Here is a 23,980-nt window from a genome sequence, read left to right on the forward strand (position 1 = left end):
AATCGCGTTGAAGATTCCCCTGGCCGCCGAATTATGATTCTATCGCTTCGACTGGTGATTTGGTCGGAGGCAATATGACCCGGGCTTTCAGTGATGATCTGCGTAGCCGCGTTCTGGCTGCGTCACGGGATGGCATGTCGGCGCGTTCAGCGGCAGCCCGATTTGGAATTGGCATTTCAACGGCCATCGCCTGGATTGCCAGCGCACGGGCGGGCCAGTTTACGCCTGCCAAGCAGGGCCGACGTGGTGGTTCACGCCTTGATGCTCACGAGGACTTCATCATCCGCATAATCGAAGAGGAAAAGGATATCACGCTCAACGAGATGGTTCTGCGATTGCGTGAGGACAGAGCCGTATCGATCGGCCGCAGCGCGCTTGACGTCTGGCTGCGAAAGCGCGGCTGGACTTTCAAAAAAAGACCGCGCATGCACTGGAGCAGGAGCGTCCTGACCTGCTGAAACGTCGTCAGGATTGGTTCGACGACCAACTCGATCTCGATCCGGCGCGGCTCGTCTTCATCGATGAAACCGGCCTGAGCACGAAGATGTCCCGGCTTCGTGGACGAGCTCCTTGCGGAGATAGATGCCGCTCACCGGTCCCGCACGGCCATTGGAAGACGACGACGTTTACCGGAGCCCTCAGGCTATCTGGAATGACCGCACCCATGGTTTTGGACGGCGCGATGAACGGGGCAGCATTCCAGGCCTATGTCCAGCAGGTTCTCATTCCAACCTTAGTGCCGGGCGACATCGTCATCATGGATAATCTGCCTGCACACAAAGCGGAAGGAGTACGTCACGCAATCGAAGACGCCGGATGCCGGTTGCTTTACCTTCCTCCATACAGTCCCGACTTCAACCCCATCGAGAAGGCATTCGCGAAGCTCAAGGCCGTCTTGCGCGCAAAAGCCGAGCGAACGGTCGACGGCTTATGGAATACCGTTGGCCAAATCGTCACGCTGTTCGAACCACAAGAATGCGCTAACTACTTCAAATCGTGCGGATATGACTCCGAGTAAAGCGGACACGCTCTAATTAATAAGCATTTGTTTTAAACATTAATATCCAAAGGTCGCATGTAGTTACGTATCAGTTCTACATTCTGTAAAATTTCATCGTCATAAAGAGCCCTAGAATATAAAGCCCACATTGCAATGTCTACACTAAGACTCGATGGGGTCGAACTATAGTCATTGCCAATCCGAAATGTTTTTGGCGAAGGAGATCTATCATTATCATTGCTCTTTGACAAAAATCTATTATTACTAGTAAAATTAAACAGTTCATTAGTTTTAAGCTCGACACGCCCAACTATTAGTGACCAACTCGCCATGTTTATATCGGCGAGTTGTAAGTAAGCTGGCATGCCTGTCTGCCGTGATTTTTGATCGTCTAAAAAATGCGAGCCGGTATGCCAAAGTTGCGAAGATGCTTGCCTGATAAAAAGACCGCAACCCGACGCACCAATATCTCTATTGCTATAAAAAATAGGGCCATCCCCATCAACTGGAAAGCCACCCTGATATCTTATAACAGAAAAAATTGTCATTTCGTTTGTCTCGTGGGCATCAGTTTGAAGGTAACTGTTAGCGCCAAACGAGATATAGCCCTTATTTACACATGGATTTCCATATAGTTTTGAACTCGATTTCTTTTTTGCATAATTACGCATAGCCTTCCGTTCATTCATATTAAGGAAATGCCAGCTCGATAAGCCATTTATTACCGGTTTTGAATGGGCAACACTAGCCCCATGGTTTAGGTGCATCATACTCTCTACACTTCTGGGATAGAACGCGCTTCAATGCTTTGGGTAGCGCTGAACTATAAGCAATACTACTTATCAAAACAATAGAATATACCGATTTTAAACGTCTCCACTCATTATCCGTTCGAAAACTGTATACGCTCATGTATTTGTATTGCCTCGCTTATCGACGTTAAGCTTGACAATGCTCCATTATTTAGAACGGCCCCTGTGTCGCAAAACTCGCGTAGTATACTATTGCTATGTGAGATCATTATAATGGTTGATCTCCTTCGCTTTTGATCCAACATTTCCTTGCATTTTTTACGGAATGCAGCGTCCCCTACAGCAATCACTTCATCGATTAAATAGAAGTCAAAATCAATAGCCATACTTAAACCGAATGCTAAACGTGCCCTCATTCCACTCGAATACGATCGGACTGGCATATCTAAATATTTTCCCAAATCTGAGAAATCTGAAACGAAATTAAATATCGAAGCACTATTTTGACCGTAAATTTTAGAAACAAACCTGACGTTTTCTCTACCGGACAACGAACCGTGGAATCCCCCACTGAAACCTAAAGGCCAAGACACAGTTCCATTTCTTTCTATCGTACCAGAGTCACATGGTTCGCTGCCTGCTAACAACCGAAAAAGGGTGGATTTACCGGCACCATTTTTACCGAGCAACCCAACATTTACGCCTTTGTCGAATTCGATATTTAGGTCGTCCAATATGAGCCGTTTTCCGAAACGCGTAGGATAATACTTGAAAACATTTTGGAATTTAATCATTGTCGGACCAAACTATATCTAAATGCACGTTCTATTAACAGCGCTACAGCTAATAATACCAATGAAAACCAAATTACATACGACTGATTTAACAGCGGATCATAGTCTAAGTATGCTCCATAACGAAACCATTCGACACAATGGAGGACAGGATTCCAACTTATGATCTCTTGAACTAATGGCGGCATTCCTTTGGGGATGTAAAAAACTCCCGAAAGAAATAAAATTGGAAATTTAAGCAATCCCCAAAGCCTTTCCCAAGCAGGTAACACAGCAGCTACTACTGCATTGAACGCTCCAACGCTAGCCCCTAATAACATTACAGCCATTATCGCCTGAAAAAATATATGAGGAAAGTGTATAATAGTGCTATCGGAAAAAGTGGACAAAAGCATAAAAAATACTACCAATACTACCAACATTGTAATTATTTCGAGAATAATACGAGCAGCTATTGTATCTATGGGCTTTACAATTGGATATGTCAAAAGTGCTTGATTGGCACTGATAGAATTAGTCGCCCTACTACCAATCGATATGAAAATTCTGTAAACTAATATACCTGTTAAAATAAATAAATATAGATTTTCTCCGAATGGCACAGAAGAATGCATTTCGTTTCTTATAAACAAAAGAATTCCAACATATACCGATGGTTCGATAAAGGCCCATAAGTAACCCAATTTGTTATTTCCGAAACGCGTTTTAGTTTCGCGCAGCATCAGCGCAACTATAACTCGCTTCATTGTACCTAAACCTCTAAAGAGGTTTAACGTTGTCATTTTTTTATCAAATAGCATGATCACGAACCGATTGGATAATTAGGTAAAAAATAATCCATATAATTGACAAGCCGACCAACGTTAAAAAAGTATTTATGAAGGAAAGAGGATATAATGCGGCATCAGGATGAGTAGGATCAACGACAACTGCAAAATATCGCTCTTGTTTACGGGCCTCAACCAGCGCCTGTTCTAGCGCTGTTAATGCAGCGGTATAGGCTTTCTCAGCGAATTCTTGTTCTAAAAGTAAGCCGCTATAGGCAGTATAAATTCTACTTAAATTCGGCTGCTGTTTCGCCGAATCATTAACACCTGATACGTTCGCGCCTGAACCGACTCTTTTCCTTTGTTCTTCAATTTGCTTTTCAATTGCACTAATCTGCCTATCTAGTACTCGTAGCGTAGGACTATCCTTTGTAGTTTGCCCTAACGCTGAACGGCGCGCTTGAACTTCGACTAATGACACCTGCAACTCTTTTATAATTGCCTGTTCCGATTGAGCAACCAACTGAGGATCAAGAGCTTGTTCTTTATTCCTAAAATCTTCTACAGAGCTACGGGCGCTCTTTAACCGCGCTTCTGTGCGCGACACTTCATCTTGAGCGGTAGATATCAATTGCTTGCGTGCACTGTCTGAGAGACGATTTACTAGTTTCTCAGCTACCGAAATTACTATTTGTGATATATCGTGGGCATCCTTAGCCGAGAATGCCTTCACCGTGAATGTGGTGATGCCGGTAGTTGAGTTAAATTCGACAGCCGATCGATTACGCCAATACTTGACAAATTCTTCAAAAGGCATCTTTGGATCGATCCTGTAGAAAAAGTCTACTTGATCATTAGAAAAATATTCTCTTAAGTCGACGCCGACTTGATTAAGCGCATCGAGTACAATCTGGGTGGATCTTATGTAATCAGAAACTATATAAGAGTCGCCAGACTGAACATTCGCTCCAGGCAAGGCGGCGAGGCCTAAGGCCGAAAGAGGTGAAGTGGTCGTTCCGCGTACTGCGAACAATGTTTCCGAACGATACTGATCACTCGCGACAAAGGTATAATACAACCCCACCAAAACAGTGGGAATAACAACCATCAAGACGAAAGATGCGGCAGTGATCGACATATGCCATCGAAGTTTTTTCTTCGTAGCGAGTGTTCTGATTTTTTTGATAACGTGATTCAAAGGAACTCTCTGCCTCGTAAATTAAGCATATTTATATGGTCTCATACATGAAACAGTGGCGTACGGACAACAACTTCCTGAATTTGACAGCTAACTGATCGTTAACTCTTTCAACGCATTCAAAAATATGCCACGTCATTGCGGTCAGTTATGCCTGAGTTTGCAAGCTCTTGTTAATAATCTACAGGCTAATTGTGGCTTATTCAGTTTTGGTATTAGGTAGGGACGCACTATATGATGAAAGCTAGCGCAAAAAGTGGCGTTATTGCGCTTATGCTCAGTTTAGCTGGTTGCGGTGCCGTTCCGACCGATGGTCCTTTAAAATCCGACGTTATAAAAGATGCAACGAAAGATATTTCCACGAATTCGTTTGTCTATGACGTCGTGGATGTCGACCTGAGAATTGCCAATTATGTAGCAAGTTATAAGCCTGTTGCCCTCGAAAAAATGTTCGGCTTTGGCGGGCCTGCGTCCACACCCGTTATCGGTGTTGGCGACGGACTAAGCATAAACATTTTTGAAGCTGGTCCTGACGGTCTGTTCTCATCGGCAGAACAGAAACAGGTAACTATTGGCGTAGTCGTCCAACCTGATGGTTATGCTGCGATCCCGTATGTTGGATCATTTAAGTTCGCTGGAAAGACCTTAGAAACCGCTCGCAGGGGCATCAAAGCTGCTCTTGAAGGGAAGGCGGTCGAGCCTGACGTTATTATCACGCTTGCTGGTAATTCGTCGCGAACCGTATCAATAAATGGTTCAGTTGCAACTGCATCCGTTGTATCACTCGGTTTGCAAGGCGAGCAATTGACTGAAGTAATAGCGAAAGCTGGTGGCCCTACGAAGGCGCCTTACGATTCGTATGTATCGCTGACGCGCGGGAAGTCTACTAGCAAGGTGCTTTTTCAGACGCTTATCGATAATCCTCGCGAGAATATTTACGTTAAACCTGGCGATCAGATCTATGTAAGTTATGATCCCCAGTCATTTACTGCGTTGGGATCTGTTGGGAAGGTGGGTCAGGTGCACTTTAATGCGGCTGATCTGAGCTTGATTGAAGCTGCCGCTTTGGCTGGAGGTAGCGATGGGAACCTCGCCGATCCGCAAGGCTATTTCGTATTTCGTTATGAAAATGAACGTATTGCGAGATTAGTTTTGGGCGAAGCTCGTTTCAATCATAGCCTTCAGCGAGGAATGTATCCTAATCGTGATGGCCACTATCCGATCGTATATCGGATAGATATGACAAAACCTCAAAGCTATTTGCTCGGTCAGACGTTTCCAGTGAACAATAAAGATGTCGTGTACCTTTCGCGGCACCCTGCTACCGATTTGCTGAAGTTCCTTCGAATGGTTTCAACACCTCTTGGCGTGGCCCGTAGCGCCAGTTCTTTCTAAGTGACCTTACGTCGCCTTTTACAGTTGGCATCAAATTTCAGCGATCGTGGCTATGCCCGCGAACCACTGATGGATGAGCAAAAGGTCATTAATCTCCATAGCGGTATACGAAAGCAAAGACAGCTCTGCCGCATACTTGAGCTACGGGGTTGGACAGCAAGTTCCGCGAAATCTGGGGTAGACGCTTATGGTGGATGGGGAAGAAAGCCGTCCGGACTGAATGCTCTGAGACTAGCCAATCAAAAAAATCGACCGTTTTTTGCTCTCGAGGATGGTTTCGTTCGTTCAGTTGGTTTAGGCCAATATGGCGAACCGCCTCTCAGTATCATTATGGATGCGAACGGCATTTATTATGATGCCACGCAACCTTCCGATCTTGAGTTACGCTTGAACGATTCAAATCGCGCGGAGAGCTTCGACGCTCAACGCGCCAGTGCAGCCATGAACGTTTTGAAAGCTGAACGGATATCTAAATACAACCAGACGGGTAAGAATGCCGGTTTAGGCGTGAAACAAGAAGGTTATGTTCTGGTTATCGATCAGACCAAAGATGATCCCTCGATCACTTATGGATTAGCATCCTCCAGAACGTTCACCGATATGCTAATCGCAGCGAAGCATGAAAATCCGGGTCAAAAAATTGTTATAAAGACCCACCCAGGGGTGTTGGCGGGAGTAGCCAAAGGACACTATTCTCCCGACGTGGACCAAGTTGAATTCCTGGTCGACGATATTAATCCGTGGATCCTTCTGGAAGGCGCGTCGAAAGTTTATACGGTCACATCCGGCATGGGTATGGAAGCATTGATAGCTGGAAAGCCTGTTAGATGCTTTGGAGCTCCATATTATGCGGGTTATGGGCTCACGCATGACGAGCTTGAACTCCATCGAAGATCCAAGAACGTTTCACTGGAAAGCCTGTTCTCTGCTGCCTATCTGGAATATCCGATTTATTATGACCCTTACAAAGACAGAATTACCACGTTCGAGCAAACGATTGAGACGCTTGCATTTCTACGTGACGAAAATGAGCAGAACCGAGCAAAGACCTATTGTTTGGGAATGAGCAAATGGAAGCAACCGAGCGTTGCTGCGTTTTTGCGTTCCACACATCAAGAGCCTATATTTTTGCGATCGCCATCAAAAGCTTTAGAAAAAGCCAAAGCCAGCAATGGCAGGTTGGTGATATGGGCATCCAAAAGTCAGGATTCTTTTGCAGAGCAGTGCCAAGCTGAGGGCGTCAGCCTGCTAAAGATGGAAGATGGTTTCTTACGTTCGAAGGGATTGGGTTCCAATCTCATCCCGCCACTTTCACTCGTTCTTGATGGTGATGGTATTTATTATGACCCGACCCGACCTTCGGAATTAGAAACCATTATCCAGCAGGGGCATTTTAAAGAAAGTTCGCTCATTTCTGCTGCCGAAATACAGCGTGAGATTATCCGATCTGGTTTGACGAAGTATAATGTTGGAGAAGGTCGAGTAATTGAAAACCTGCCTTTGGAAGGCGAAAAATCTATTATTCTGGTACCGGGGCAGGTGAGTGATGATGCATCGATCCGCCTTGGGGCATCCTTGGGTCTGGTTAGAACCAACTTGGAATTGTTAAAGGCTACTCGCCTCGCTAATCCGGATGCTTTTATTATCTATAAACCGCATCCCGATGTCGAGGCGGGAAACCGTTATGGCCGCATCTCATCTCACAACATCTTGGAATATGCCGACTATATAGCTAGCGAAATATCAACTAGTTACGTTCTGGATATATGTGACGAGGTTTGGACACTGACATCGCTAATGGGTCTAGAAGCTCTAATTCGCAAGAAAAAGGTCGTATGCTTCGGTTTACCATTCTATGCGGGATGGGGACTGACCGACGATAAAATTGTATGTAATCGTCGAACACGCAAAGCATCTTTAAACGAAATCTTTGCGGCTGCTTACCTAGTATATTCGAAATATATTTTCCGTGGATTAGATGGTTATATGCGGATGCCAGCTGAGATGGCACCCGCTATTCTCAAAAAATAAGTCGTAAATCCGGGGACGGATTAACTAGTAACCTTTCACGCACCGATCAATCGCACGGATATCACCCAATAGAGCGCTCAAGTTGTTGATTGGTATCATATTTGGGCCATCACTTGGCGCATTTTCGGGATCTTCGTGAGTTTCGATGAAAACGGAGGCTACTCCAATCGCAACAGCCGCTTTGGCCAGTGATCCTACAAACTTTCTTTCACCACCACTCGACGTGCCGCGTCCGCCCGGTTGCTGCACGGAGTGTGTTGCATCAAAGACTGTTGGATACCCCATCTCCGCCATGATCGGGAGGGCTCTGAAATCGTTTACAAGCGTGTTGTAGCCAAACGAGGTGCCTCGCTCGCATAAGAGAATTCTTTCATTGCCTGTTGAAGCAATCTTTGCTGCAACATTTGACATATCCCATGGAGCCAAAAACTGTCCTTTTTTGACGTTGATTGCTCTCTGGGTTTCACCAGCTGCTAAAAGAAGATCCGTTTGACGGCACAAAAACGCTGGAATTTGCAAAACATCTACAACTTCAGCAACAGTTTTACACTGAACAGCATCGTGAATATCTGTTAAAATAGGGCAGCCGAACTCAGCCTTGACGCGCGCGAGAATTTCGAGGCCTTTATCTATACCGATACCGCGTGCCGATGCCCCAGAGGAGCGATTGGCTTTGTCGAAGCTAGATTTGAAAATGAACTCAATTTTCAAATCTTGGCAAATCTTTGAAATTCTTTCGGCCAGCATCAGGGAATGATCCAGCCCTTCGATCTGGCATGGCCCAGCTATCAAAACGAAGGGTAGATCATTAGAAATTGTTATGTCGTCAATTTTTACCGGTTTCATTACGCTAACTTTCACGCTTTCGATTACAATGCGGCTTCAACCCGTTCGATATCCCAAGGGTTATTGACTTCCCAAAACTCCTGCTTATCGTCTTGCATTTCGACACACAGTATAGGAAGTCCGTTTTCAAGGAACCGAAGCTGTTCCAGTCCTTCAAGCTTTTCCAGAATACCTTCACCAAGTCCCGTGTATCTTTGGAGGGCATCATACCGATATGCGTAGACGCCTACATGGTGAAAGACGGGAATAGGATCAAAAGTCTGCCCTGGATTTCTGTAAGGAATAACTTCTTTGGAGAAATAAAGAGCGCGCCCATTCCGATCAAAAACGCCGGTTGTTCCGCCGACAGACCCGTTTGCCCTGTCTTCAACAAAACGCGATAGCGTTTCGGAATTGCACCTCAGAACAGGAGTGGCGACGTCCGATGCGCTATCGTCCTTTAATCCTTTGATTAGACGATCTAAGAAGAAAGAAGGCGTGAGTGGAGCATCCCCTTGAAGGTTAACAATGATTTCCGGGGTGATAGCAAGGTTCTTAATAGCTTCGGCACAACGCTCAGTGCCGTTCTTGCAACTGCTGCTAGTCATAACGACCTCAGCTCCAAAGCTTTTTGCGGCATCTGCAATACGATCATCGTCAGTGGCAACATAAACGGCGCTAATGTCTTCTACCGCCAAGGCTTTTTCCCAGGTGCGATGAATGAGTGATTTAACTACTCCATCCTTGCCACGCAACCCGATAAGCGGCTTTCCCGGAAATCTTGAAGATTCGTATCTAGCTGGGATTATGATAACGTTTTCAGACATTACTGCACTCGCGCTCTCAAGCAATCATGAATATGGATAATTCCGGGACGATCGTCAGTCCCATTTTCTACAACAAGACACGTCACGCTCTTGGCCGTCATTAATTCCAGCGCTTCAAAAGCATAGCAGTCTTGCGAAATAGTCAGGGGCTTACCGAGAATCATATCTCGCGCGCGACTGGTCCACAATTCACCGGCACGTCGCCGCATATCCCCGTCCGTGATTACGCCGGCAATTCCATCAGCAGATGTAACAATAGCGATACCAAAGCCTTTTTCAGACATTTTAATCACGACTTCATTCATGGGCGTGTCAACATCAACCAAAGGCAAAGCATCACCCAAGTGCATCAAGTTACGCACTCGCAAAAGTTTTGCCCCAAGTTTGCCACCTGGATGATATCTGCGAAAATCTTCGGACGTAGCCCCTAAAAACTCGGCAATCCCCACAGCTAATCCATCACCTATCGCAAGTGACAGAGTTGTCGAGGTAGTTGGAGCCAAGCCATTTGGGCACACTTCTTCGACTTTCCCATAGGCGATTGTGTACTTGGCGCACTTTCCCAGGGTACTTTCTTTTGAGGCCGTCACAGCAACGATCGGGATACTATGCGCTTCGCAATAAAAGATCAGATCTGACAGCTCCGACGTTTCACCGGAATTCGAAAAAACCAGACAAGTACTATCAGAGCCCACTAATCCCAGATCACCGTGACTCGCTTCGGAAGCATGAAGAAAAACTGATGGTTTTCCAATTGAGCGCAAAGTGGATGCAACCTTACGAGCGATGTGTCCTGACTTACCTATCCCTGCGACAACTACATGCCCATTTGCACTGGCCATCAATTCAACTGCTTTTGAAAAGTCACCGTTGATTTGGTCTGCAAAATTGCAGACAGCTAGTCCTTCAGCCTTAATAGCATTCTTGCAAACATTCAGTAGAGAGTCTTTTGAAGATTCTTCTACGCTCAAAGTAATCAGGTTCTCCACGTTCATCCTCGTAAGATTTTCAATTGCGCTTTGTTCTTATCGTAGTAGCTTCTTTGATTAGGAAATTTAACAATATCTTTGTTGTCTATTGTTTCAACATCAAGAAGCTTATTTTCGGATATCGTATCTCCAATTATTTTTTTCACTTCGTGAACTGCCATTGGAAGTCCTTCACGTGCATAGAAATCACCCTTTTTTAAAGAGTTCGTCTTCAACCATGAAAGATACCGCGAGCACAACACTCTGTCTGGATTAACGCTCTCTTCCCAGAAGGCGTCGAAATCATCCGTTGTCTTAGCAGTTCTTGTAAGAACTGTACCAGAATAGATAGCTTCTCCAGTTACCAGTAGCGGTATAGCATGCGCAATGGCAGATAGACCTGAGGTACTGTTGATTGTGATCATTCCGACTGAATGCCTGACCAGCAAACCCAGAGAGCCGGTATCAATAACATCAATACGATCCGAGACTCCATGAAGCGCCGAAAGAGATTCAATTAGCTTTTTATGATTGCTATGCCCCCGAGCCAACGGATGAACTTTGAACACCAGCCGCTTGTCATCATTAGCTTTTTTTGCAAACGACGAAATCGTTGCTATTATCAGCTTTTCGTTAGTCCAGCCTTTTGCAGCACCTCGCAGCTGGCTATCGTCAGCTACTTGAAGTGGTACAACAAAGAAGTTTCGATCATGATGTTCAAGGAGTCGTTCGATCGTCGCGAAATTCCGTCCCTGATGCAGGATTTTACGGACCAAATTACGACTCCAATAAAACGCTTCTCCTCCCAGGGATCGCTTTTTATGAAATGTTCCACGCTGACTAAAGCCGCTAAGAAGATTTAGCGAGTAGTATTTAAATCCATACCAGCACATTCGTGAAAATGAGTCAGAAAAGTTCTTTTGGTTCTTAATAACGGGGGGGGTGTCGAATTTTGCAGGCGGCAGCTTTCCCGCTAAAGGCGAGTGGCGATTATTGCCTTCTCGCTCGATCGTTACATAACCAGGTCTGATGTATCCCTCTTCCAAAGAAATGACAGGGATATTCCTCTTTTTTGCTACTTCACGCGCGACAGAATGAACTGGCCTTTCACATCCAAACAATACGATACAGTCGAAATCTGAGTATGCTAAAAATTGATCTAACCAACCCGGCCACTGATCCAATCCTTGGCCAAAGTTAATTCTTTTAGTTCTTTTCGAAAAATAGCGATCCCCTGCGGTAAAACAAATCCGCCAGGTGTCGTAACCATCTTGTCCTAATGACGATTGCAATTCATTAAAGAACGGCCCCACAGGCCCTTGGAGCAGAAGTACGCGCAAAGATGATTTTGATCCAAGCTTACGTACTTTCCTGCCGAAACGTGCAGAAATAACTTTCCGTGGCAGTCCGATGACCTCATCGGGCAACTTGGAGTTATTATTCCTGGACAAAAGCACCCCCTGGCAGAATATAAAATCGTCACTTATTTAGCATTACATCATGTGGTAACGCAGACTACAGAAGTGACAAACAAACTGAATCAAAGTGACTGGTAGTCATTGTATGACTGCGGCGCAACTTATATTTTAGTCGCAATTGCCCTGCCAAAGTGTTCAGATTCTAGCATTCCCACTTAAATTAACGACACAACGCAAAGACACAAGAAACTAGATAGTCAGAGAATAATCTATCGCTATTTTTCCCTCAATTTCCGACAGATCCGTAAGACCGCTTATAATTATCTTGAACTCATGTTTCCCGATGCCAATTCTTAAAGGCTTTGGAAAGCGAAATACCTTCGAATTTCCTATCCAACCTTTTGACAAAAGTTCTCCTAAATCGCTCAATTCAAAACCATATTCACTTCCGTCAGGCAGGCTCGTTGTATCAACAATCAACGAATTCACTTTTACTGGAAATGGCAAAAATGGTCGTGAATTGTAAATCATAACTCCATGCTTAACTTTTTTCTCGAAAGTACGATAATACTTCAATTATTTACCCCGTTTTCCACATCTCCAACGAAGTGAAACTATGATCACGATTGCCACAAAAAATGTTAAGGCCAACGCCATTATTTCATTGTTGAACATCAGCCTCGGCCCTAGAATATTTTTCAAATTGTTTTCTGATATCAAGTGCAGACGATTGCGAAAGCGCTCACTAGCGACATAAATCAGAAAGAATAGCCACTGAATTCTTTTACCAAAAAAGCCCCGGAGGCGTCCGGGGCTTTAAAGCAGATCTTACAGACAATTAGAATTTATAACCAATACCGATTTTGAGTGTATGCGTCTTTGTTTCGAACTTATACTTCGCAACGTCAGTCGAAATAGACTTATCACCGTAATCACTGAAGGCGTATTCCGTGCGCAAAAGCAGATTATCAGTTACAGCATACTCAACGCCACCGCCAACGGTATAGCCAGCTTCAGTCGACGACTTCTTAGCCGTTCCACTGATATCGCGTGCCTTATATTCAATGTCAGCCACAGCAAGACCACCGGCTGCGTAAATCAATGCACGGTCGATAGAATAACCCAAACGAGCACGTAGCGCACCGTTGAAGCCAATGTCAGAATGAGTTGTTGCTGCACCACGGAAAGTATCGCGGCTATTCTTGCTGTCAGCGTAGTCGATATTCGCTTCTAGACCGTATACAAAATTATCTGATGCGAAGTTGTAGCCGCCAAAGATACCACCGACGAAACCGTCTGTGCCTTTAATATAACGACGAGAAAACTGGTCACCGCCCAGATCGGAAGCTGTGGCTCTGGTTGTGTTGTCAAACATATAACCAGCCGACACACCCAGATAGCCGCCAGTCCAGCTGAAAGGTACAACTTCAACCACAGGAGCAGGTGGTGCATAATCCTGGATGGCATCAGCAGCAAACGCTGCAACTGGCATTGACAGAACTACTGCGGCTGCGATGGGCGCGATTAATTTCATCTAACCATTCCTTATTTAATTTCAGTCGCGAATTTCTTAAGTCAAAAATAGTCAACAAACTCTTATAGGCAAAGCTTACAATGACAAATAATGAAATAGAATTGACACTGTGGCCTAATCGCCACACACCGAATTCGTCAGCCAAAAATCATTACATTTTTGAAACTTAAGAGTCTAGTTCAAGTCCCTATCAAAGGCATTTTGATTCATTCTATTTCTAGGTGCATCACTATATAGCCATAACAGGCAACAAGGACTATCGACCCACCGATAACAGCTAAGGAAACATTAATCCAAAACATAACTACCCCGCAAATTGCAGGTAATTCTTACACAACCGGCACCTGCATGAAAAGACTGCGTTAAAGATAAAAAGTTTTGAAAATTAGTATATAGATGCTCAGTTCTCGCCTAGAAATTAAATTATTTTAGTCTAGTTTATTCGTGATCATCATTCCTTTTTACGAAAAATCAGAAAGATGACATTTTTTCGACTATGTCCTATTCAGGGAGGGGATAGCATGTCGAGTAGCGAGCATATGAATTGGGAGAACGGAATAATAGCTGCCATTGAAGAGCAACCAATCGCAGCCGAAATCCAGGCCGTTCATGATATAAATGACGTTGACAACATCCTTTACGGCGACGTCTTACCGGTGATTCACAATACATCATCCCAACTCATTCCTGTCGAAGACGTTAAATCTTTTTTGGAACTCACTGGAAAATGTCCCATTCTTGATTTGAAGGTTATCGAAAGAATATTCGAGGAACTTAAGAATGATCGCTTTGCTGTGTTAGGCTATAATATATCTTCCGATTGCTTGGTTGAAACGGCTCCCTGGCAAAAGCTCTATAGATATTTAATAAAGAACGAACCTTATATTGACAGATTGTTTCTGGAAGTTTCTGAAACACGCCCACTTGGCAACGCATTCGGGTTAAAAAGAAAAATTCACCAGCTACGGCGCATGGTGGTCTGCCCCCTGAAAAGTGATCCTTCATGAAGTATGGCTTATGAGCCGTAGAAGGACATTGAAATGGCAGCGAAAAGACATAAGGCAGAAGAGATCGTCACGAAGCTTCGTCAGGTTGACGTTCTACATGCGCAAGGAAAATCGATGGCGGAAGCGATCCGGTCGATAGGCGTTACAGAAGTTACATATTACCGATGGCGTTCCGAATACGGTGGCTTGAAGGGCGATCAGGTAAAGCGGCTGAAGGAACTGGAGGCAGAGAATGCCCGGCTGAGGCGGGCTGTTTCTGATCTCACGCTGGATAAGATGATTCTTGCCGAGGCTGCCAAGGGAAACTTCTGAGCCCCTCCCGTCGCCGCGCTTGCGTGGACCATGTGATCAATGAACTGAAGGTGTCCGAGAGACGGGCGTGCCGAGTTTTGGGTCAGCATCGTTCCACGCAGCGCAAGATCGCCAAGACCCCGGATGATGAAGCAGCGTTGACTGCGGACATCACAGCGCTCGCCCTCCAATATGGTCGCTATGGCTATCGTCGCATCACGGCGATGCTGCACCAGGCTGGCTGGATCGTGAACGTCAAGCGGGTTGAGCGCATCTGGCGGCGGGAGGGGCTGAAAGTGCCGCACAAGCAACCGAAACGCAGCCGTTTGTGGCTGAACGACAGCTCGTGCATTCGGCTTCGACCGGAATACCCAAATCATGTCTGGTCCTACGACTTTGTCGAGGACCGGACGCACAACGGCAGGAGAATCCGCATGCTCAACGTGATTGATGAGTTCACGCGGGAATGCATCGCCATCAGGGTCGAGAGAAAGCTGAAGGCAGTCGATGTTATCGACGTGCTTTCCGACCTCTTCATCCTACGCGGCATCCCCACCCATATTCGTTCGGACAATGGCCCGGAGTTCATCGCCAAAGCACTTCGGGAGTGGATCGCAGCAGTCGGTGCCAAAACCGCCTACATCATGCCGGGCAGTCCATGGGAAAACGGCTATTGCGAGAGCTTCAACTCGAAACTCCGTGACGAACTGCTCAACGGCGAAATCTTCTACACGCTCAAGGAAGCGAAGATCATCATAGAAAACTGGAGACAGCATTACAACACAGTGCGGCCACATTCATCACTGGGCTACAAGCCACCGGCACCCGAAACAGTCGTCTGGCCTAAACAAAATGGCCCAGCGTCAACACCAACAGTGGCAAGTCGACCCAGCATGCACTAACAGTAAACCCGGATCACCCGATGGGGGCAGACCAATGGGCGTTCGCATCGGAATTAAAAACTTCGGAAGCGGATACATTACGCCGTTGAGATTATGAGATTTGGATATCGAATTCATAAAGATCGACCCGTCATTTGTCAAAAATCATCTTCAAAAGGTGGCATCTCTGGAAAGTATAATAAAATTCGCGACCAGTGTCGCTCCTATTGTGGTTGTGAATGGAATAGAGACTGAACAGCAATATTCGCTGATTAAAGAACTGAAAGCATCACACGGACAGGGTTCGTATTTTTCCCAACCAATACGTTTCGACAGCGTAGATGCATATCCGGAAAAAATTTATATCAAATCCTGACAGGATTATTGAGGCTTTTATCAAAGAGTCATTTTAACGCTACGCGTAAGATCGCTTCCAATGTTGAGTGCGTATACCGGATGTAAATGCGAGGGACACCAAACACATCATCATTGGAAGTAGCTCGTCTACTTGCTGTTATCGTCGCGCTTTTATATCCGGCCTCTCGGGCAATTTGCCTATGCACTGGATCATTTCCACCGTACGGATAGCAAAAATTTGATACTTCTGACCCCAGAATATCTTCTAGGGCGCCCTTGCAGTCAGAAATCTGCCGACGCGCTTCTCGGAAAGATAATTGAGGGAGAAGGCAGTGATCCAATGTATGCGCTCCAACCTCGTGACCTAAGGCGTGCCACTGACGAAGTTGGTAAGCGGGTAGGCTACCCCACGTATCTTTCGTCGGTGTGATGGCAGGAATTGCGGAACCAAAGCATGAGGACAAGCTAAAAAAGTTGGGAATTCTCCAGCTGGAGATCGTCAAATGGTTCAACCAGGATAGCGGCTTCGAGTTTCTACCACGCAGACGAACCGTCGAGCGCACCGGCGCAAGATCAGGCGATGTAGCAGACTAACAAACGACTTTCGAAAAAACTGTCTTCTTATCTGAAAAATAGAAATACACTGCAAACATCGACCGCATTACGACAGGCTTATGTCTTTGTATTCATTATGATTCAGGAATCAACATAGCAGTTTAAATATATATTACTCCTGACATTACTGTCACATTTATGCTTGCATCGAATCTGCTGTTCTTTATTCTGAAAAAATTTTGTGGATCTCAGTAATGCTGACTCAGTTATCCTGCCTCTCTTCTTGCAGTGAAATTAGATCCGGATCGTTCTCTGCGGAGAGTTTTGATGGAGCCGCGTGAAATGCTTTCTAGATATCAAAACATAGCCATCAGCATCCAGATGGCCTCGTCTGTTCTCGAGGCGTTACAGGCAATCCAGGTCGCCTATGACGTCGACTTCGCGACCTACCATCTTACCTTGACCGTAGCAGACGCCGTGGACACGCCGTATGTTCGTACAACTTACCCGGACAGGTGGGTTTCTCACTATCTCCTGAGTGGATATGTGAAGATCGACCCCGTGCTTCGGGAAGGCCTCGTCAGACAAATGCCATTCGATTGGCGTGACCTTGAAGCCTCGGAGAATGCGGTCAATTTTCTGCTCGAAGCTAGGGAGTATGGTCTCGGTGCCAACGGTTATTCAATCCCCGTCGTTGACAAAAAGCGGCGCGCGCTCTTCTCTTTGAATTCCAAAAAACCGTCCGCTGGATGGAGAAAAATGGTCGATCAGTTCCGGGGTGAATGGCTGGAACTTGCGCTCCTTATTCACAGGAAAGCAATCTTCGAATTGCATGGCGAGTACGATCCAGTGCCAAATCTTGGCAAACGGGAATTAGAGTGCCTTTACTGGACTGCCCTCGGCAACAATAGCAAGGACATAGCGGCCATACTGAGGCTTTCTGAGCATACTACGCAATCTTATTTGACTTCTGCGAGAAACAAACTCGGCGCGGCGACAATCGCCTCCGCAGCATCCCTCGCGATTCAACTTCGCCTTATTAATCCCTACAGCAATACCCATAAGTAAGGGGGCCTATCTCAGGAGATTTATCGGGCACTTACCAAATTGCATGCTGCTTTCGATCAACAGATGGAAGCAGGCATGTATCTCCTTATTCAAGCACACCAATATCAGCAGTACGCCGGGTTGCTCGACCAGTCGTTCCGACTCAGAAAGAAGATTTTCGCAGACCGGCTCGGCTGGAACGTATCCGTTTCCGGATTCCGCGAGCGAGACCATTACGACGACCTCCACCCTGCTTACCTCTTGTGGTGTGACGAAAGCCGTACCCAGCTTTACGGCTCCGTCCGGTTGATGCCAACAACCGGCCCTACACTCCTCTACGACATCTTTCGTGAAACTTTCCCTGATACTTGCAACCTGGTCGCACCCGACATATGGGAGGGAACACGCATGTGTGTCGACGAAGATGCAATCGTGCGCGACTTCCAGGATATGCACCCAAATCGAGCATTTTGTTTACTCCTATTGGCCGTGTGCGAAGTAGCACTCGACAATGGTATAAACACTATGATTTCAAACTATGAACCATATATGAAGCGCATCTATCAGAAAGTCGGTGCCGAATTCGACGAACTCGGTCGCTCCCACAGATTTGGCCGAGTTCCCGTCTGCTGCGGTGCCTTCGAAGTTTCAAAACGTGTTCTCGTCACGATGCGCCACAAAATCAAGGTTGTTGCCCCCCTTTATCGACGCCCTGTTTTTACGCAGTGTATCACCCCTGAGCCTAGGAAGCTCTCGGCTTGACCAATACTCCGTTCGACCCAGCAGAAGAGCTGTCGGTCTGTGCATTTCGATGCTTGAGAGTTATTGCAAAGTTCAAACACGTTGCCGAAGCATTAGTGCCGGTCCCCGACGCCGCATGCGTAGCCGAAAAGCTCAGCATCCGATGCCGCGACCATTGCCTGTCGAGCGGAGCAGTTGGCGCTGACAAGCTTCTAGCCTTCGATCATGCCCGTGCGATCCTGAGGCCAACCAAAAAACAATTAACGATCCGCGTCGAGGCTCAAGATCTCGCCATGTTCTATGGCATTCGAATGGTCTTGCAGGCAAATCTTTCCACAATCATAACAGTCTCGGGCGAAGGTATCGAATGGCAAAGGCGAAAACTATTCCTCCCGGCCCAAACATAGTGTTGAGGTAAAAACGAACCAATTCCCATATTCAGGCGTTGGACAGCAAGAAACTAAGAGTAGTAGGAGCATCGTCGCTGTCGACGCGGTTCGTCGGTTGGAGTTGATAGTGCTCCGTACAGCTTCAGATCAGAGCAGTTGGCTTATTGGCATGCAGCTGATCACCGAGAAGGTCTGATGCAGGAGCCCCACTGGTTTCGCAATTTGCGACAAACAATTGCGCAGATTGTAGTTACAAAAGATGCTTTATTGTGATCCATCTCTTTTAATGCGACTAGTACTGTGCCAGTTGCAATAACGAAAGAACTCAAGCCAAATGCTAGAGATTGCGAACTGAACGACAGATCGTATTAAGGCGTCACGAACCTCGTGATGCTAACCTGTACCCGACTGCAAAAAGTCGGGTTTCCCGCGTCACCAAAGCAAGGCTGTCTGGCGCATGAAAAAAGCAAACACGCTTTCCGTTTAGTTCCTCCGAAATGGCTATTGGTTGAGACTGCGCGAGCGTTCCACGACCCGGCGCTGACGCTCCGCTACAATTTGCTCAGCGCTTTCCATGCGAACGACCTGTTGCAAAGTTTTAAGTCGCTTTTGCATGGCCTCGAATGCTTGGCGCTGCTGCGGTGGTACGACGTTGACGACCGACTTCTCACCGCGCAAGATCGCATCGCGTCCAAACCTGAGATCGAGCGCCCGGCTTACCCGGGTAAATTCCTGCCAGGTTCTGGCATCGAGTGAGCTTGCGGCAATATCTAGCTTGGTCTCCTTCGTTTTGATCCCCGCTGTAAGCTCACGCAGCGCATCTTCAGCCGCAGGCGACAATCCTGGAATAGCAATTCCCATACGCTGGCGCTCCCCGGTGATTGCTTTGGTCTCGTTACTGAGCGCCGTCACGTAAGCTGCCCCCATTGACCGGATGCGGCTTTCTGCGTCCGGCACAGCCAGAAGCGCTTCCTTTCGTTCACGCCCGGATGCCAGAAACTTATCCATGATGCGGCCAGAGCCACGCAATGCGCCATAGGCTGCGGGATCGTTGGCGACTGCCGCAGCGATGCGCTCAGCCGCAAAACCTTTGATGATCAAGGCTTCAATCTTGTCGACGACATCTGCTGGATCACGCCAGATGCTGGATGCTGTTTGGGCAAGAGCTGCACGATTGTGCTTATAAAGGTTGGCGGCAAGCGCCCTCGTTTGAGCGTCATCTTCAGCGCGCGTTTTGAACTCTGTCACGGCTGCAAGCATCGGAAGACGGAGAGTGCTCTCCTTGCCAGGCTCAACGCTGGCAGCTGCAACTATTTTCGAGCAGTCCTTCGTTTCCGCAAGATGCTGCTCGTCTGCAAAGCGGCGCACAACAGCAAACAGACGCGCCAGTTTCTCGCGCCGATCTGGATCGAAGTTCTCCGGCATGCGCTCGAGGATACTACGTTCAGCCACGGCATCAGCATTATTCGTAAAGGCCGACCAGCCAAAGCGTGCTGTCAGCGCCTCATTGACTGCCTTCACTTCCTGAACCAGCAGACGATCTTCCGCAGCATGGGCAAAAGCCGTCTTATAGGCATCGGGTCCACCGCTTTCGCGCACGTTCTCGATTTCGACAAGGCGGGCCATTGCTGATTCAGAGAGCGCAGGGATCGATAGGGCCATATAGACGCGGCGTTGCTCTTCGCGCTTGCTAAAGCGTTCTGCCTGACGCCGGAATTCTGTCGCATGCGCACGCGCCAGAGGACCAAGTTCCGAAAGAGCGCCAAGCGCAGCCTTGCGTTCATCGCGGGCAGCACCGTCGTCAAAAAGGCGATCCGATCCCCGGAGCTGGCCAAGACGTTCTGGTTTAGCGGCAATATCTTCGGCAAGGCCACGCGGCTCTATTTGGCCGTTCGAAGCAAGGGCATTGAGCCTGGCCAGCGCCCTGTCAGGCTTCGAATAGATCTTCTCCAGCACAGGGCGAAGAATGACTTCACGTTCCTTCCAGCGATCCGAATGTAATTGCGCACGTCTGGCATCTTCTTCGAGGCTACGGCCAAACCGGATGGTCGGCGCAATGAGATAGGACCCGTTGTCGTCGCCTTGCTCTGATGTTTCCGGTGATCGTGCTGCAAGGTGTTTCGAACGTTCTTCGTTATAGGAAACGCTTTTCTCGCGTTCGATCATGATATCGAGCGCCACACCGGCCCGTTCCCAAAGCTTTGCCACCTGCCCGCGCTTGTCATCAAGCCACGTCAGCTTTTGTCCGACACGCTCTTCTATGCTCGCGACAACTCCGGCAAGCGTGTCGATACCACGCCGGCGGGCAAAGTCATGCGCATGCGCCCGATAACCAGCTTCACTTTCAAAATCGAGCGTCGTGGTTTTTGCACCTGAACGGCCAAGACGTTCAACCAGTTGCCCGAACAGTTCCGGACGGTGGCTTTCACGCTCAATCCGCTCACTTCGTATAATGGCAGTTTCGCGCTGTTTTGCTGTCCAGACGTTTCGCTCGACCTCGCGTTCCTTAAAACTCTTCCGGCCAGTTTCCTTATCTGTGACAGGGATTTTGACCTTGACGATTTCAACGCCATCTTTTTTCAAAAGAACAGTATCGCCTTCCGATACGCCTCCGTCGGACAGTGCCTGGGGCAGACTGACGCCCCAGAGCCGATGCACTGTCCCGTCATTCGTCTTCACATCAGCATAGGGACTTTCATCCGCATCCTTATCTTGTGGCCGGAACTTCGCCATTCCGGTTTCAACCAATTCCCCGGAAACGCCTGCGGCATGATCGATACGCGATTTCCTGCCCCATTGCGGTTTTGGTTCAAAGTCCTCACGCGCTGCATAAAGATCAGCCCGATCACGATGGCGGGTCATCGACACATAGGTCAGATGCTGATCCATCATGCCGCTGGCGAGCACAAAGGTCCGATCAACGGTCGACCCTTGCGATTTATGGATCGTCGCCGCATAGCCATGGTCAATGTTGCGATAACTGTCCTCACTAAGGACCACATCGTTTCCATTGTCGAGACGGATTGAAAGCAGTGGGCCACCGCGCTTGCTACCGGTGGAAACGACCGTGCCGAGCATGCCGTTCTTGACATAGTGTGGACCAGGGCGGGTTGCACGCTTTTCAACAAAACGAGCATTTTCAAGGAAGATGATCCGATCACCAGAGCCAAATTCGCGGACACCCCGCTTGGTCCGGAATTCTCGAACCTCTGTTAACGCGCCTTCCCTGTTCATCACAGTACGAAGGGAGGAATTGAGCCGCTTTACATCTTCATTGGTATGGGCAAGCACGAGCATCTCATCGCCGCGCAGTCGTCCGCCGTTTCGCGCGGCAACACAGGTCGCAATTGCCTGTTGGCGCGCCTTGCTCCAGTCAGCGACAATACGCTCTATGGCCTCGCTACGCCGCTCAGCTTCGAATATATGCCCGTGTTGCGCATAGGCATCCAACCCCTCCCCGACCTTGCCCTGGGCCAACATTCGTGAGGCATCACGTGCCCATGTTTCTCGCTGACGGCGAACACCGGCGAGCTCAGCGAAGCCAATGCGCTCCGCTATGGCCCGGAAAGCAGCACCCGCCTGGATGGGCTGAAGCTGCATCGCGTCACCGACCAAAACCACCTTCGCACCAGCATTCTCTGCCGCCGTCAACACGCGCGCCATTTGTTGCGAGGACACCATACCGGCTTCATCAACGATCATCACGTCGCCCTGTTTGAGCAGATCACGACCATTTTCCCAGGCAAGTTCCCACGAGGCAAGGGTTCGCGATTTGATACCAGAACTCTCCTTCAGTCCTTCAGCCGCTTTGCCAGCGAGTGCCGCGCCAAAAACACGATGATGTCCACGTTCCCAAGCGTTGCGTGCAGCGCAAAGCAATGTCGACTTGCCAGCCCCGGCAAGCCCCACCACGGCCGCAATGCCGTTCTCCCCCAAAATATGACGGACGGCTTCAACCTGTTCACGATCAAGCACCAAAGACTTGTTCGGATCAGCCGTTTCAAAACTCCGGACAGCCCTCGCAATCTTTGCGTCCGCAATCCCAAACCCCTTCCGCTGTGACAAAACTTCCGCCGAGCGCGCCATGTCATATTCGATGCGCAAAATTTCGCGCGTGGTGAATATTGCGGGTTCAGTCACCTTGCCAGTTTGCCAATCCACTTGCTGCGCCTTTAACAAGACAAGATCGTCCGATGCCATTAACCGCGCACGGATATTGGCAAAATCGGATGGATCGTCGACATAGCGGTGCAGAGCTCTCGCCATATCCTTTTCATCAAAGGTCGAGCGCTCGTTGCCAAGTTGTTTCAGCAGCAAGCCGGGATCGGCCAGGAGGCGATCAGCCATCTCCTGTCGATGGGCAAGGGCCGCCGGTGCAAAATACATCTCAATACCCTTGCGTGCCAACGCTGCTTTCTCCGGCCCAAGATGTTTCTGGGCAATTCCATCGAGGCCCTGCTCAGCATAGGAGCGTCCATCAAGACGAATGTCATGGCCAGCAAGTGTCAGATGCCGATTGGCTGTTTGCGCCCAGGCGATCTTCCAGGCTTTCATCGTCTCCTTGTCGCCAGCCCACTGCTTGTAAACGATCTTCCCATTCTGTCGATCCGGTCTCATAACACGCAGCGGCTGGCCATCACGCCCAGGCACCTGGACATTCTTTCGCCCGAACCCTTCTTCGGTCAGCGGCCGCAAGGCCGTCATCAGGTGGATGTGAGGATTGCCGTCCTTGTCGTGATAAACCCAGTCAGCAATCATCCCCTTTGAAGTCAGATTGTCCCGAACAAATTCCTGGACAAGGGCTATGTTCTCCCCCCACGTCAGTTCCTCCGGCAGCGCAATAATAAGTTCACGCGCAAGCTGTGCATCCACCCGCGTCTCGAACGCATCAACCGCGTTCCATAATGCCTCACTTGCTCCAGCGACACTTCTGCCGTCGATTGCGGATCTCAGCCACGCTGGGACCTGGTCCGGAAGCGCTAATTCTTCATGCTTCAGTTCACTGGCGCCACCACGATAGCTGAACGCAGTTCCAGACTGTTCGTCAAACATCCGAGCGCGATGACGATAAGCGGCCGCCGAGACGACGCTGCGTCCCGCCCCCCGACTTATCACCTGTGCTCGTAAGAACATGATCGCCACGACTGTCTCCAATCTGCCAAGCGAGTCGCGTGAGCGACATTTATTGCATCCTCAAATCGAT

20 protein-coding genes and 1 pseudogene are annotated in these 23,980 nt (G+C 48.1%); 9 read left to right on the forward strand and 12 right to left on the reverse strand.

All coding sequences use genetic code 11. The features are described from left to right. Positions 1–74: 74 nt before the first annotated feature. Positions 75–1,018 (forward strand): IS630 family transposase gene (locus ACSME1_RS12845; RefSeq protein ID WP_435655299.1). Its coding sequence is split into 2 segments (ribosomal slippage): positions 75–399 and positions 399–1,018, totalling 945 coding nucleotides; the frame shifts between segments, so codons are not numbered across the junction. 32 nt (positions 1,019–1,050) lie between these two features. Here the strand turns inward: ACSME1_RS12845 and ACSME1_RS12850 are convergent. The 4 genes from ACSME1_RS12850 to ACSME1_RS12865 form a co-directional block, all read right to left on the reverse strand. Beyond that, on the reverse strand, positions 1,051–1,671 hold the full coding sequence (locus ACSME1_RS12850) for a hypothetical protein (protein WP_435655300.1): 621 nt from the start codon (positions 1,669–1,671) through the stop codon (positions 1,051–1,053). 212 nt (positions 1,672–1,883) lie between these two features. Then, positions 1,884–2,546 (reverse strand): ABC transporter ATP-binding protein, encoded by a 663-nt coding sequence (locus ACSME1_RS12855; protein WP_435655301.1) that lies wholly within the window; start codon positions 2,544–2,546, stop codon positions 1,884–1,886. Beyond that, positions 2,543–3,346: an ABC transporter permease gene (locus ACSME1_RS12860; RefSeq protein WP_435655302.1), complete on the reverse strand. Its 804-nt coding sequence runs from the start codon at positions 3,344–3,346 to the stop codon at positions 2,543–2,545. The genes ACSME1_RS12855 and ACSME1_RS12860 overlap by 4 nt, the downstream gene beginning before the upstream one ends. After that, positions 3,336–4,511, reverse strand: coding sequence for a hypothetical protein (locus tag ACSME1_RS12865; protein ID WP_435655303.1), 1,176 nt, complete (start codon positions 4,509–4,511; stop codon positions 3,336–3,338). The genes ACSME1_RS12860 and ACSME1_RS12865 overlap by 11 nt, the downstream gene beginning before the upstream one ends. 234 nt (positions 4,512–4,745) lie before the next feature. Here ACSME1_RS12865 and ACSME1_RS12870 point away from each other — a divergent pair, with 234 nt between their 5' ends. Next, complete coding sequence (locus ACSME1_RS12870) at positions 4,746–5,906, forward strand: polysaccharide biosynthesis/export family protein (RefSeq protein WP_435655304.1); 1,161 nt, start codon at positions 4,746–4,748, stop codon at positions 5,904–5,906. Positions 5,907–5,975: 69 nt separating this feature from the next. Continuing rightward, positions 5,976–7,937 (forward strand): capsular polysaccharide biosynthesis protein, encoded by a 1,962-nt coding sequence (locus ACSME1_RS12875; RefSeq protein ID WP_435655305.1) that lies wholly within the window; start codon positions 5,976–5,978, stop codon positions 7,935–7,937. A 24-nt stretch (positions 7,938–7,961) separates the two neighbouring features. On the opposite strand, the gene kdsA is transcribed toward ACSME1_RS12875, so the two are convergent. From kdsA to ACSME1_RS12905, 6 genes are all read right to left on the reverse strand, one after another. After that, on the reverse strand, positions 7,962–8,783 hold the full coding sequence (gene kdsA / locus ACSME1_RS12880; protein WP_435655306.1) for a 3-deoxy-8-phosphooctulonate synthase: 822 nt from the start codon (positions 8,781–8,783) through the stop codon (positions 7,962–7,964). A gap of 23 nt (positions 8,784–8,806) precedes the next feature. Further along, positions 8,807–9,589, reverse strand: coding sequence for a 3-deoxy-manno-octulosonate cytidylyltransferase (locus ACSME1_RS12885; RefSeq protein WP_435655307.1), 783 nt, complete (start codon positions 9,587–9,589; stop codon positions 8,807–8,809). Next, the gene (locus ACSME1_RS12890; protein WP_435655308.1) at positions 9,589–10,560 is read right to left on the reverse strand and encodes a KpsF/GutQ family sugar-phosphate isomerase; all 972 of its coding nucleotides are present in this window, start codon (positions 10,558–10,560) and stop codon (positions 9,589–9,591) included. The genes ACSME1_RS12885 and ACSME1_RS12890 overlap by 1 nt, the downstream gene beginning before the upstream one ends. A 20-nt stretch (positions 10,561–10,580) precedes the next feature. Then, positions 10,581–12,008 carry a capsular polysaccharide export protein, LipB/KpsS family gene (locus ACSME1_RS12895; protein ID WP_435655309.1) on the reverse strand — a complete coding sequence of 476 codons (1,428 nt, stop codon included), beginning with the start codon at positions 12,006–12,008 and terminating at the stop codon, positions 10,581–10,583. A 216-nt stretch (positions 12,009–12,224) separates the two neighbouring features. After that, complete coding sequence (locus ACSME1_RS12900) at positions 12,225–12,551, reverse strand: hypothetical protein (RefSeq protein ID WP_435655310.1); 327 nt, start codon at positions 12,549–12,551, stop codon at positions 12,225–12,227. A gap of 262 nt (positions 12,552–12,813) precedes the next feature. Further along, on the reverse strand, positions 12,814–13,509 hold the full coding sequence (locus ACSME1_RS12905) for an outer membrane protein (RefSeq protein ID WP_435655311.1): 696 nt from the start codon (positions 13,507–13,509) through the stop codon (positions 12,814–12,816). Between the two features lie 521 nt (positions 13,510–14,030). Here ACSME1_RS12905 and ACSME1_RS12910 point away from each other — a divergent pair. From ACSME1_RS12910 to ACSME1_RS12920, 3 genes are all read left to right on the forward strand, one after another. Beyond that, positions 14,031–14,516, forward strand: coding sequence for a hypothetical protein (locus ACSME1_RS12910; RefSeq protein ID WP_435655312.1), 486 nt, complete (start codon positions 14,031–14,033; stop codon positions 14,514–14,516). Between the two features lie 33 nt (positions 14,517–14,549). Next, positions 14,550–15,709, forward strand: a protein-coding gene (locus ACSME1_RS12915; RefSeq protein ID WP_435655313.1) for an IS3 family transposase whose coding sequence is annotated in 2 segments (ribosomal slippage) — positions 14,550–14,814 and positions 14,814–15,709 — 1,161 coding nt in all. Because the reading frame shifts where the segments join, the coding sequence is not laid out codon by codon here. A 157-nt stretch (positions 15,710–15,866) separates the two neighbouring features. Further along, positions 15,867–16,064 carry an EAL domain-containing protein gene (locus ACSME1_RS12920; protein WP_435655449.1) on the forward strand — a complete coding sequence of 66 codons (198 nt, stop codon included), beginning with the start codon at positions 15,867–15,869 and terminating at the stop codon, positions 16,062–16,064. A gap of 28 nt (positions 16,065–16,092) precedes the next feature. Here ACSME1_RS12920 and ACSME1_RS12925 read toward each other — a convergent pair. Beyond that, a pseudogene (locus ACSME1_RS12925) lies at positions 16,093–16,434 on the reverse strand (polysaccharide deacetylase family protein); the annotation flags it as partial. Between the two features lie 493 nt (positions 16,435–16,927). On the opposite strand from ACSME1_RS12925, the gene ACSME1_RS12930 reads away from it, so the two are divergent. The 3 genes from ACSME1_RS12930 (at position 16,928) to rctB (ending at position 18,795) form a co-directional block, all read left to right on the forward strand. Beyond that, positions 16,928–17,668 carry a helix-turn-helix transcriptional regulator gene (locus ACSME1_RS12930; RefSeq protein ID WP_435655314.1) on the forward strand — a complete coding sequence of 247 codons (741 nt, stop codon included), beginning with the start codon at positions 16,928–16,930 and terminating at the stop codon, positions 17,666–17,668. A gap of 75 nt (positions 17,669–17,743) precedes the next feature. Next, the gene (locus ACSME1_RS12935) at positions 17,744–18,409 is read left to right on the forward strand and encodes an acyl-homoserine-lactone synthase (protein ID WP_435655315.1); all 666 of its coding nucleotides are present in this window, start codon (positions 17,744–17,746) and stop codon (positions 18,407–18,409) included. Continuing rightward, positions 18,406–18,795 carry an SMa0974 family conjugal transfer regulator gene (gene rctB, locus ACSME1_RS12940; RefSeq protein ID WP_435655316.1) on the forward strand — a complete coding sequence of 130 codons (390 nt, stop codon included), beginning with the start codon at positions 18,406–18,408 and terminating at the stop codon, positions 18,793–18,795. The genes ACSME1_RS12935 and rctB overlap by 4 nt, the downstream gene beginning before the upstream one ends. Before the next feature lie 483 nt (positions 18,796–19,278). Here rctB and traA read toward each other — a convergent pair whose 3' ends face one another. After that, positions 19,279–23,919 (reverse strand): Ti-type conjugative transfer relaxase TraA, encoded by a 4,641-nt coding sequence (gene traA / locus ACSME1_RS12945; RefSeq protein WP_435655317.1) that lies wholly within the window; start codon positions 23,917–23,919, stop codon positions 19,279–19,281. Between the last annotated feature and the right edge of the window lie 61 nt (positions 23,920–23,980).

It is taken from the genome of Brucella pituitosa (assembly GCF_965577835.1).
Classification (GTDB): domain Bacteria; phylum Pseudomonadota; class Alphaproteobacteria; order Rhizobiales; family Rhizobiaceae; genus Brucella; species Brucella pituitosa.